Source organism: Nesterenkonia sp. F (genome assembly GCF_000220985.1).
Classification (GTDB): Bacteria; Actinomycetota; Actinomycetes; order Actinomycetales; family Micrococcaceae; genus Nesterenkonia.
In genome coordinates, this window is the sequence record NZ_AFRW01000082.1 from 1 (window position 1) to 10,360 (window position 10,360).

Here is a 10,360-nt window from a genome sequence, read left to right on the forward strand (position 1 = left end):
CGCTGCGCCACACCGGCTCGACGGTGCCCTCCTCCGAACACGTGGCGATGACCGTCGCGGTGCTGCGTGCCGCCGGCGTGGAGGTCGACGACTCCGAGCCCTCGGTCTGGCGCGTGGCGCCGTCGTCGATCCCGGCCTTCACCGTGCGCGTGGAGCCGGATCTCTCCAACGCCGGCCCGTTCCTGGTCGCCGCGGCGGCCACCGGCGGCGAGGTCACCATGCGCGGCTGGCCGCGGGAGTCCACCCAGATCGGACGACGCTGGACCGAGCTGCTGCCGCAGTTCGGCGCCGCCGTCGAGCTCGCCGACGAGCCGGCGGAGGATGGCTCCTCAGGCGACGCCGCAGCAGACTCCTCGGCCGGATCCGCCGCCGAGTCCGCCGGGACGGCCACGCAGACGCTGACGGTGCGCGGCGGCCGCGACGCCTCCGGCGCGCCGCGGGTGACCTCCCCCGGCGTCGTCGACGGCACCGCCGAGCTCACCCCGACCGTCGCCGCGCTGGCCGCCCTCGCCGACCGCGGGACCGCCTTCACCTCGGTGGGGCATCTGCGCGGGCACGAGACCGACCGGATCGCGGCGCTGGCCGCGGAGCTGCGCGGCCTCGGCGCCGCCGTCGACGAGCATGACGACGGCTTCAGCATCCGCACTCCGGCGACCCGCGGGGGTCTGGTGCGCAGCTATGCCGACCATCGGATGGCGACCTTCGCCGCAGTGCTGGGGCTGCGGCTCGACGGCGTGGAGGTCGAGGACATCGGCTGCACGGCCAAGACGATGCCGACCTTCCCGCAGCTCTGGCGCACCCTCGTCGAGCCGGACGGAACGGTCGATCGCGGCGATCCGGGCGAGGACGGAGGACGATGAGCCGCCGCTGGTCCGACTTCGACGAATCCGATGTGAAGGTCCGGCCGAACAAGCGCGGCTCCCGCCCGCGGACGAAGGAGAGCCCGGACCATCCCGATGCCGAGCTGGGCCGGGTCATCACCGTCGACCGCGGACGCTACCGGGTGCATATGCACGGCTCCGGCGACGGCGAGCGCCTGGTCACCGCGGTGCGAGCCAAGGCGCTGCGCCGCTCCCCCATCGTCCCCGGAGATGTCGTCGCACTGGTCGGCGACACCTCGGGCGGCGAGGGCACACTGGCCCGGCTGGTGCGCATCGAGGAGCGCTCGACGCTGCTGCGTCGCAGCGCCGACGACACCGACGACGCCGAGCGGGTCGTCGTCGCCAACGCCGACCAGCTGCTGGTCGTCGTCGCCGCCGCAGATCCCGCCCCGCGCACCGGCTTCATCGACCGTGCGCTGGTGGCAGCCTTCCACGCCGGCATCGAGCCGATCCTGCTGATCACCAAGACGGATCTCGCCGAGGACCCCGCCGACCCGGCGGGGCTGCTCGCGCACTACGCGGAGCTGAGCCTGACCACGGTGGTCTCCCGCCGTCGAGTCGCGGACGGGGGCCCCGGCCCCGGAGACGACGCCGACGCGCTCGACGAGCAGGCCGTCGCCCGGCTACACGCTCTGCTGGACGGCCATGTCACCGCGATGATCGGCCACTCCGGCGTGGGCAAGTCGACGATGGTCAACGCACTCACCGGCGCCGATCGGGCCACCGGCGACGTCAACGACGTCACCGGCCGCGGACGGCACACCTCCTCCTCGGCGGTGGCGCTGCGCCTGCGGACTCCTGAGGCGGTCTCCTCGCCGCAGGGCGCGGACGACGCCTCCGCGGAGGACGCCGACTCCGCCGACGGCGTCTCCTGGATCATCGACACGCCGGGCGTGCGCTCCTTCGGCCTGGCCCATGTCGATCCCGACGACGTCCTGGCCGCCTTCGGGGACCTGGTGCAGGGCTCGGTCGACTGCGAGCCGGGATGCGCCCACGAGTCCCCGCAGGGCGGCTGCGCGCTGGACGCCTGGGTCGCCGCCGGACGCGCCGGCGAGCACGGTCCGGCGCGCCTGGCCTCGCTGCGCGGGCTGCTCTCCTCGCTCTCCGGATCTGCGGAGGAGCAGGAGGAGAAGAGACTAGGATCGTCCCCATGAACCGCCACCAGACCAGCCCGTACACCGAGGACCTGCGCCTCGCCCACATGATCGCCGACTCGGTGGACGCGCAGACGATGGCCCGCTTCTCCGCGATGGACTTCGAGGTGGAGACCAAACCGGATCTGAGCCCCGTGACCGAGGCCGACCGTCAGGCCGAGGACCTCATCCGCGGGCAGCTGAGCCGGGCCCGCGGACGCGACGCCGTCCACGGCGAGGAGTTCGGCTCCTCGGGGTCAGGTCCGCGTCGCTGGGTGATCGATCCGATCGACGGGACGAAGAACTTCGTCCGCGGCGTTCCGGTCTGGGCCACGCTCATCGCGCTGGTCGACCACGGCGAGCCGGTGATGGGCGTGGTCAGCGCCCCGGCGCTGGGCCGCCGCTGGTGGGCCGCCCGCGACGGCGGCGCCTACACCGGCAGGTCGCTGGCCTCGGCGCGCCCGCTGGAGGTCTCGAAGGTCTCCGCGCTCTCCGACGCCTCCTTCTCCTACTCCTCGCTGACGGGCTGGCGCGCGGCGGGCCGCAGCCAGAACTTCCTCGAGCTCACCGAGACGGTCTGGCGGACCCGCGCCTTCGGCGATTTCTGGTCCTACTGCCTGCTCGCCGAGGGCGCGGTGGACGTCGCCGCCGAGCCGGAGCTGGAGCTGCACGACATGGCCGCGCTGGTGCCGATCGTCACCGAGGCCGGCGGGCAGTTCACCTCGTTGGACGACGAGCCGGGCTGCTCGGGCGGCAATGCCCTGGCCACCAACGGCCGGCTGCATGAGGCGGCCCTGGCCGCCCTGGCCCCAGACGACCCCACGCCGTGGGCGGGCCCCTCCGAGGCCGCGCCGTCGGCCTCCGTCGAGGAGCCGGCGCAGCACGAGGCTGGGCGAACCGGCCTCGGCCGCTCCTGACCACGTCCTCCTGACCACTTTCTCCTGACCACTTTCTCCTGACCACTTTCTCCGGGCCCCGTCCTGCGGCGTCGTGCGGGGCTCGACGACGTCCGGCGAGGCCCGACGGCAGTCACCCGCGCCGTCCTCGCCGTGTGCAGACGTTCCCCTCCGAGACGGCGCGCCCCTTGCTGTTTTAAGCATGCCTAAACCATACTGGTCGGCATGATCGTTCCCCGCTCCCTCCGCCGGTCCGCTCGCAGGTCTCGCCGCCCCGCCGCGGCCGCGCTGCTGGCCGCGGCCCTGCTGCTCAGCGGCTGCGGACCCGCCGGTGCCGACGGCCTCGGCGAATCCGGGGCTCACGACGACCGCCCGGTGGTGCTGACCACCTTCACGGTGCTGGCCGACATCGTCTCGCAGATCGGCGGCGACCGCGTCGAGGTCCGCTCCATCACACCTGTCGGCACCGAGATCCATGAGTATGATCCGACCCCGGGCGACATCCGCGCCGCGACCGAGGCGGATCTGGTGATCACCAACGGACTGGGACTGGAGGCGTGGTTCGACCAGTTCATCGACCATGCCGAGGCGCCGTCGACGATCGCCTCCGCCGACGTCGACCCGCTGCCGGTGACCCGGCTCGCCGGCCACCCGGCCGCGGCCGAGGACCTGCCGACCAATCCCCACGCCTGGCTCTCTCCGGAGCGCGGCCGGACCTACGTCGACGTCGTCGAGCAGGCCCTGGCGGAGCTCTCCCCCGCGGACTCGGAGGTCTTCGCCGCCCACGCGGACTCCTACCGCGAGCGCCTGACGGAGATCGCCGAGGACGCCCGCACCCGGCTCGCCGCCGTCGAGGAGTCCACCGGCTCGCCGGCGCAGGTGGTCACCTGCGAGGGAGCGTTCAGCTACCTGGCCGAGGACCTGGGACTCGAGGAGCACTACCTCTGGCCGATCAACTCGGACACCGAGGGCACCCCGCAGCAGGTCGAGGCGCAGATCGAGCACGTGCGCGCCCATGAGGTGCCGACGGTCTTCTGCGAGACCACCGTCAACGACGACGCCCAGCGCCAGGTGGCCGAGGCCTCCGGGGCGACGCTCGGGAAGCCGCTGCACGTCGACTCGCTGTCCGCTCCCGACGGGCCGGTGCCCAGCTACCTGGAGCTGCTCCGCCACGACCTGGATCTGATCATCTCCGGGGCGGAGGCCGGCGTCGAGGAGTCGAGCGAGTCCCAGGACAACACGGAAGACGACGCGGACGACGACGCGGACGAGGAGGACCGATGACCCAGACCCCGCCCGCCGCTCCTCCGGTCGAGGTGTCCGGGCTCAGCGCCGGCTATCCCGGCGTCCTCGCCCTGCAGGGCGTGGACCTGAGGCTGTCCGCCGGCACGATCACGGCGCTGGTCGGCGCCAACGGCTCCGGCAAGTCCACGCTGTTCTCCGCGCTGCTGGGACTGCGCGCCCCGCTGGCCGGCACCATCCGGCTGCACGGGAAGCCGCCCCAGCAGGCCCGACGCCGCAACCTGGTCAGCTACGTCCCGCAGCACGACACGATCGACCACACCTTCCCGCTGACCGTGGCCCAGATGGTCATGATGGGCCGCATCCCGCATCAGGGCCCGACCCGCCGGCCGCGGCGCGCCGACCGTGCCGCCGTCGCCGAGGCGCTGGAGCAGGTCGGGCTGGCCGAGCTGCGCCGACGCACCGTCGGCGAGCTCTCCGGCGGCCAGCGGCGCCGGGCGTTCCTGGCCCGTTCACTGGCCCAGCGGGCGCCGCTGATGCTGCTCGACGAGCCCTTCGCCGGCGTCGACCGCGGCTCCGAGGAGCTGATCACCGCCACGCTGCACTCCCTCCGCGACGCCGGGACCACAGTGCTGGTCTCCACCCACCACCTGGACTCGCTGACCGAGCTCGCCGACGACGTGGTGCTGCTGCACCGCCGTGTGCTGGCCGCCGGCCCGCCCTCGTCGGTGCTGACCGAGTCCACCCTCGCCGGAGCCTTCGGCACGGTGCTGGCCGACGACGACCGCGCCGACGACCGCACAGCGGCCCCCTCCGGAGGAGAGGAGGCGCCGTGGAGCTGATCGTCGAGATCCTGGCCGCGCCGCTGCAGTTCGCCTTCATGCAGAACGCGCTGGCCGTGGCCGTCGTCGCCGCCGGAGTCTGCGGGCTGCTCTCCTGCTGGCTGGTGCTGATGGGCTGGTCGCTGATGGGCGAGGCGGTGGCCCACTCCATCCTGCCGGGCATCGTGCTGGCCGAGCTGCTGGGGGTGCCGATGGCGGCCGGCGCCTTCGTCTTCGGTCTGCTGGCCGTGCTGCTCATCGGCGGGATCAGCAGCACTCCGGTGATCAAGCGCGACACCTCCATCGGCGTCGTGTTCACCACGCTCTTCGCCCTGGGCCTGGTGCTGATCTCGCGGGTGCCGAGCCAGACGCATCTGCAGCACATCCTCTTCGGCAACGTGCTGGGCACCTCGCGGACCGATCTGTGGCAGGTGCTGGTGCTGGGGCTGGCGACCGCGGCCGTGCTGCTGCTGGCCCGGCGGGATCTGACCCTGCTGGCCTTCGACCGCACCTACGCCCACACCGTCGGGCTCTCCACCGCCGGGCTCTCGGCGCTGCTGCTGGTGCTGCTGGCGCTGACCACGGTGACCTCGCTGCAGACGCTGGGCATCATCCTGGTGGTGGCGATGCTGGTCATCCCCGGGGCCACCGGGATGCTGACCTGCCGGACCTTCGGACGGATGCTGATGGTCTCCTCGGGCGGCGCGGTGTTCGCCGCGGTCAGCGGCGTCTACCTGAGCTACTGGCTGGACCTGTCGACCGGCGGGACCATCGTGCTGGTGCAGTCGACGCTCTTCGGCCTGGCCTATGTGTTCGCCCCGCACAAGGGGATGCTCGCCCGCCTGGCGCGCGCCCGCCGGACCGCCGCCGCGGCCTGAGCCGACGGGAGGGGCTCGGGCAGCTTCCTGCGCCCCGGCCGGATAGACTCGGAGGCAGGACGCCGCCGCGGCCCCGACGGCCGCGTCGGCGGTCGCCGCCGTCAGCACAGCCACGATGCCCGTCGGGCCCGCCCGCCGGGCCCGTCTCGCGGAAGGATCCCATGAGCCCGCGCACCTCCGCCCAGGGGCGCTCGACCCGCACCGACACCGCCACGACCTCGGTGGAGGACTACGCCAAGACGATCTACGGCCTCACCGAATGGGAGGACGATCCGGTGGTCACCGCCTCGGCGCTGGCCCGCACCCTGGGCGTCTCGAACCCCTCGGTGACGCTGATGGTGCGCAAGATGGCCGAACTGGGGCTCGTCGACCACCACCCCTACGCGCCGCTGCGGCTCACCGAGCAGGGCCGTCAGCTGGCCCTGGCCATGGTCCGGCGCCACCGGCTGATCGAGACCTGGCTGGTCCGCGAGCTCGGCTACGACTGGGGCGAGGTCCACGACGAGGCCGAGCGCCTCGAGCACGCGGTCTCGGAGACGTTCATCGACCGGCTCGACGAGCGGCTGGAGCGGCCCGCCGTCGATCCGCACGGCGACCCCATCCCCCGCCGGGATCTGAGCATGGAGCACCCCGAGACCGAGCGGCTCTGCCGAGTGCCCGAGTCGGCGGCGGTGCGCCTGGAGCAGGTCGACGACGCCGTGCCCGACGCGCTGCGCACGCTCGCCGAGGAGCAGGTCGACATCGGCGCGCGGATCACCGTGCGGACCGCGGCCTCGACGGAGGGCGGCGACGTCGTCGTCGCGCGCACCCCGGCGGGCGAGGGCATCCGACTGGCCCACGAGCTGGCCCACGCCATGCGGGTCTCGCCGCTCGACGCCTGAGCGTGCCCGTCGCCGGACCGGCGGCGGAGTCGTACTAGTCTGGGACGGTGCCCGATGCTGAGACCTCCGCCCCCGCCGCGCCCTCGCTGCGCCTGATCCTGCCGCTGGTCGCCCTCGCCGGCGCCGTCGGCGCGCTGGCCCGACTGACTGTGGGCGAGCTGCTCCCCGAGCAGAGCATGAAGTTCCCCTGGACGACGCTGGCGGTGAACCTCTCCGGCTCCGGCCTGCTCGGTCTGCTGACCGGTGTGGCCTCGGTGCACCGGCTGCCGCGCTGGGTCGTCCCGACGCTGGGCACCGGGCTGCTGGGCTCCTACACCACCTTCTCGCTGGTCATCGTCGCGGTGATGCCCGCGGTGCCGGGCGCGATGTTCGACGAGCTCGCCGCCCAGACCTACGTCAATCCCGCCGCCGGCGAGCTGATCGCCTATCTGCTCATCAGCATCCTCGGCTGCACGGCCGCCGCGGCCGCCGGCATCACCGTCGGCCGGGCGATCTTCGGGGCCGTGGGCCCGCCGCGTCCCGGCGCCCGGCGCACCGGAGGTGTCCGATGAGCGTGGAGATGACGATCGCCGTCGTCCTCGGCGTCGGGCTGGGCGGCGCGCTGGGCGCGGTGCTGCGTCTGCTGCTGGACCGGCTGCTGCCGTTCGGCATCCTGCTGGCGAACACCGTCGGCTGCCTGGCCCTGGGGCTCATCTACGGCTGGATCACCGTCGAACCGGCCCTCGCGGCGCCCGGGGCGACGACGGCCCGCTGCTGGTCGCCCTGGCCACCGGGCTGCTCGGCGCGCTGAGCACGTTCGCGACCGTCTCGCTGCGCGCGGCCGAGCGGTGGGTCGCCGGCCGGCGCCTCGCCGCCGCCGGGCTCTGGGCGGTGCACGTGCTCTGCGGAGGGGCCGGCGCGGCGGCCGGGATCGCGACGGCCCGGCTGCTGCTGGGCTGAGCCGGCCGCGGGCGTGTGCGGGCGCCGCGGGTGTATCATGGGCAGTCGGCCCGACGGCGCGCCGTCGCCCCGGGCCCGGATCCCCGCCGCCCGACCCGCGGCGGGCACCACGCAGCCCGGAGGAGGTGGCACATGGCGACGAAGGCCAAGCAGAAGGCCCGCAACAAGGCCGCGAAGGACCCGAACAACCATGTCGTGGCCACCAATCGGCGCGCCCGGCACGATTACCACATCGAGGACCGGTACGAGGCCGGCCTGGTGCTCACCGGCACTGAGGTGAAGTCGCTGCGCGAGGGGCAGGCGTCGCTGACCGACGGCTTCGCCGCCTTCTCGAAGTCCGGCGAGCTCTGGCTCGAGCAGGTCCACATCCCCGAGTACCTCAACGGCACCTGGACCAATCACAGCGCCCGCCGGAAGCGGAAGCTGCTGCTGCACCACAAGGAGCTGGCCAAGATCTCCCAGCAGATCGAGTCCTCCAGGATGACGATCGTGCCGCTGCAGCTCTACTTCTCCGACGGCCGGGCCAAGGTGGAGATCGGCATCGCGCGCGGCAAGCGCGAGTTCGACAAGCGCGAGACGCTGCGCCGCAAGCAGGACGAGCGCGACGCGCAGCGGGCGATGCGCTACCGCAACCTCGGCATCGACTGAAGTCCGCGCTGCTCCGTCCCGGGTCCTGGACGCCGACGGCCGTCGACGGGTGACCGCGCCCGCGAGACCCCTCCGCACCTGCTCGGCCCGCGCCCGGACACAGAGATGCCGGGGCATCGATGACTCGATGCCCCGGCATGTCACACGGTGGAGACGGCGGGAATCGAACCCGCGTCCGATCTGGATTCGCATGGACTTCTCCGGGCGCAGTCTGCGCATCGGGTGTTGCTCGGCCCCATCCATCATGCAGACGAGTGGATGGCCCGGGCCCAGTCGTGTGATTGTCGAGCGACGTCCCCACGACGAGGACGGCGTCCAGTGGCTATCTAGCTGATGCCAGGCACTGAGTCGACAGCGAACTCAGGCTGACAGACTCGCGTCGCTGCTATCAGGCAGCGAGGGCGAAGTCAGTGCGCTTAGAATCGGCACTTATTGGGTTGCAGAGGGGTTTTTACGAGGGCACTCTACATCCTCGGCCCGCTTCCCCATGCTCAACTCAGATCGTCGAAACCGATCGTCCCCATATGCGGTTGTCAAGAACCGTCCCCTGCCCTCCGGTTCCCCATCGGGCAGGTACTCCAGTGTATGCCAACGGCGCTCGATCCGACAATATTCCGGGTGCCCCGACGGCGGCCTCGGCCGGCCGCACCTCTGGAACGAGCCCGGACGCCGCGCGGCCGGCTCAGACCGTCAGGTGCCGCCGGACCGTCACCCAGGAGGAGAGCACCGCCAGCAGGATGCCGATGAGCAGCAGCGCCGGCATGACGATCCAGGCCGCGGAGCCGTCGATGAACTGGATGGCCGGGATCTGCTGGTCGAGCCACTCCCCCATCAGGTGCTCGGCGACCACCCAGGTCGCCGCGCAGGACAGCAGGGAGCCGAGGAGCGCCGCCGCCACGCCCTCCAGGACGAAGGGCGTGCGGATCATCGCCTTCGAGGCGCCCACCAGACGCATGATGCCGGTCTCCCGCCGCCGGCTGAAGGCCGAGAGTCGGATCGTCGTCGAGACCAGCAGCACCGCGCAGACGATCATCACCACGGCGACGACCAGGGCCACCAGCGTCATCCCGTCGAGGATCGCGAAGACCTGGTCCATGACCTCCTGCTGGTCGGCGACTGTCTCCACGCCGGGGGCACCTGAGAAGAGCTCGGTGACCACCTCGTACTCCTGGGGGTTCACCAGCAGCACGCGGAAGGACTCAGGCATGTCGCCGACCTCGAGCGACGGAGACGCCGCGTCCCGGGAGGCCTGGAAATTCTCCAGCGCCTGCTCCTGGGATTCATGGCGGTAGCTGTCGACGTACTGGCTGGCCGCGCCCTCCTCGAGCGACTGCTCCAGCGCGGCCCGCTGATCGTCGCTGACCGCCCCGGTCGGACACGAGGACTCCGGCGAGTTCTCGGTGCACAGGAAGACCGAGACCTCGAGACGATCGTGGAACTCGTCGGTCATCCGATCGACCTGGGTCTGCATCAGCGCCGCCGAGCCGACGAAGGTCAGCGAGATGAACGTGACCAGCACGACCGAGGCGACCATGGCGACGTTGCGTCGCAGCGAGGCGAGCGTCTCGCCGAGCACGTGCATCAGTCGGTGCATCATTTCCTCCTCAGACGGCGCCAGATCGAGCGGCGTCCGCCCAGCTGATCGGCGGTGCGGCGGGCGTCCTCGTCGGTGGCCTGCGAGGAGGACGACGTCGGCTCTGGAACGTCGACGCCTCCCTCGCGCCCGGTCATCGGGCGTGCAGCTCGCCGCCGAGCCTGCAGCCGGGGGTCCGGCGCGGGCCCCCGTCCCTGGGTCGAGCCCGGGGACGGGTCGACCACCGGCGGCTCGTCCTCGGTGCTCTGCGCGGCCAGCCGACGATCCTCGACGTCAGGCTCCGCCGGAGACGGCGCCGAGGCCGTGTGCCCCGCACCCGGCCGCGCGATCGACTGCCCGTCGGCATGCGGCAGCCAGGACGTCTGCGGCCGCGACGCCTCCCCCTCGGGCCCGGCCGAACTCGCCGAATGCTCGGCGACCGCGTCCTCGATGATGTCGTGCTCACGC

11 protein-coding genes, 1 other RNA gene and 1 pseudogene are annotated in these 10,360 nt (G+C 72.5%); 10 read left to right on the forward strand and 3 right to left on the reverse strand.

Annotated elements, in window-relative coordinates; all coding sequences use genetic code 11:
• The 10 genes from GU5_RS14450 to smpB form a co-directional block, all read left to right on the forward strand.
• A partial coding sequence (locus GU5_RS14450) for a hypothetical protein (RefSeq protein ID WP_033227966.1) occupies positions 1-860 on the forward strand: 860 nt, incomplete at its 5' end.
• Entirely contained in the window at positions 857-2,035 is a 1,179-nt protein-coding gene (locus GU5_RS0106820; protein WP_010524833.1) for a ribosome small subunit-dependent GTPase A, read from the forward strand. The genes GU5_RS14450 and GU5_RS0106820, both read left to right, overlap by 4 nt.
• Positions 2,032-2,931 carry a histidinol-phosphatase gene (gene hisN, locus GU5_RS0106825; RefSeq protein ID WP_010524834.1) on the forward strand — a complete coding sequence of 300 codons (900 nt, stop codon included), beginning with the start codon at positions 2,032-2,034 and terminating at the stop codon, positions 2,929-2,931. The genes GU5_RS0106820 and hisN overlap by 4 nt, the downstream gene beginning before the upstream one ends.
• Before the next feature lie 204 nt (positions 2,932-3,135).
• Positions 3,136-4,194: a metal ABC transporter solute-binding protein, Zn/Mn family gene (locus GU5_RS0106830; RefSeq protein ID WP_010524835.1), complete on the forward strand. Its 1,059-nt coding sequence runs from the start codon at positions 3,136-3,138 to the stop codon at positions 4,192-4,194.
• Entirely contained in the window at positions 4,191-4,994 is an 804-nt protein-coding gene (locus GU5_RS0106835; protein ID WP_010524836.1) for a metal ABC transporter ATP-binding protein, read from the forward strand. The genes GU5_RS0106830 and GU5_RS0106835 overlap by 4 nt, the downstream gene beginning before the upstream one ends.
• A complete protein-coding gene (locus tag GU5_RS0106840) occupies positions 4,985-5,851 on the forward strand; it encodes a metal ABC transporter permease (RefSeq protein ID WP_010524837.1) in 867 nt (288 codons plus the stop codon). Before GU5_RS0106835 ends, GU5_RS0106840 begins: the two co-directional genes overlap by 10 nt.
• 161 nt (positions 5,852-6,012) lie before the next feature.
• Positions 6,013-6,732 carry a metal-dependent transcriptional regulator gene (locus GU5_RS0106845; protein WP_010524838.1) on the forward strand — a complete coding sequence of 240 codons (720 nt, stop codon included), beginning with the start codon at positions 6,013-6,015 and terminating at the stop codon, positions 6,730-6,732.
• 47 nt (positions 6,733-6,779) lie between these two features.
• Positions 6,780-7,283: a CrcB family protein gene (locus GU5_RS16310; RefSeq protein ID WP_010524839.1), complete on the forward strand. Its 504-nt coding sequence runs from the start codon at positions 6,780-6,782 to the stop codon at positions 7,281-7,283.
• On the forward strand, positions 7,280-7,522 hold the full coding sequence (locus tag GU5_RS14460) for a hypothetical protein (RefSeq protein ID WP_010524840.1): 243 nt from the start codon (positions 7,280-7,282) through the stop codon (positions 7,520-7,522). The genes GU5_RS16310 and GU5_RS14460 overlap by 4 nt, the downstream gene beginning before the upstream one ends.
• A gap of 281 nt (positions 7,523-7,803) precedes the next feature.
• Positions 7,804-8,319 carry an SsrA-binding protein SmpB gene (smpB, locus tag GU5_RS0106860; RefSeq protein WP_010524841.1) on the forward strand — a complete coding sequence of 172 codons (516 nt, stop codon included), beginning with the start codon at positions 7,804-7,806 and terminating at the stop codon, positions 8,317-8,319.
• A 145-nt stretch (positions 8,320-8,464) separates the two neighbouring features.
• Here the strand turns inward: smpB and ssrA are convergent.
• The 3 genes and pseudogenes from ssrA to GU5_RS17255 form a co-directional block, all read right to left on the reverse strand.
• Positions 8,465-8,841, reverse strand: a transfer-messenger RNA (tmRNA) gene (gene ssrA / locus GU5_RS16725).
• A 160-nt stretch (positions 8,842-9,001) separates the two neighbouring features.
• Positions 9,002-9,916 (reverse strand): permease-like cell division protein FtsX, encoded by a 915-nt coding sequence (gene ftsX / locus GU5_RS0106865; RefSeq protein WP_010524842.1) that lies wholly within the window; start codon positions 9,914-9,916, stop codon positions 9,002-9,004.
• Positions 9,913-10,360, reverse strand: a pseudogene (locus GU5_RS17255) (hypothetical protein); the annotation flags it as partial. The pseudogene GU5_RS17255 and the gene ftsX, both read right to left, overlap by 4 nt.

Coding starts and splice junctions, on each gene's coding strand:
- GU5_RS0106820 (WP_010524833.1), top strand. CDS start 857: ATGAGCCGCCGCTGGTCCGACTTCGACGAATCCGATGTGAAGGTCCGG.
- hisN (WP_010524834.1), top strand. CDS start 2,032: ATGAACCGCCACCAGACCAGCCCGTACACCGAGGACCTGCGCCTCGCC.
- GU5_RS0106830 (WP_010524835.1), top strand. CDS start 3,136: ATGATCGTTCCCCGCTCCCTCCGCCGGTCCGCTCGCAGGTCTCGCCGC.
- GU5_RS0106835 (WP_010524836.1), top strand. CDS start 4,191: ATGACCCAGACCCCGCCCGCCGCTCCTCCGGTCGAGGTGTCCGGGCTC.
- GU5_RS0106845 (WP_010524838.1), top strand. CDS start 6,013: ATGAGCCCGCGCACCTCCGCCCAGGGGCGCTCGACCCGCACCGACACC.
- GU5_RS14460 (WP_010524840.1), top strand. CDS start 7,280: ATGAGCGTGGAGATGACGATCGCCGTCGTCCTCGGCGTCGGGCTGGGC.
- smpB (WP_010524841.1), top strand. CDS start 7,804: ATGGCGACGAAGGCCAAGCAGAAGGCCCGCAACAAGGCCGCGAAGGAC.
- ftsX (WP_010524842.1), bottom strand. CDS start 9,916: ATGATGCACCGACTGATGCACGTGCTCGGCGAGACGCTCGCCTCGCTG.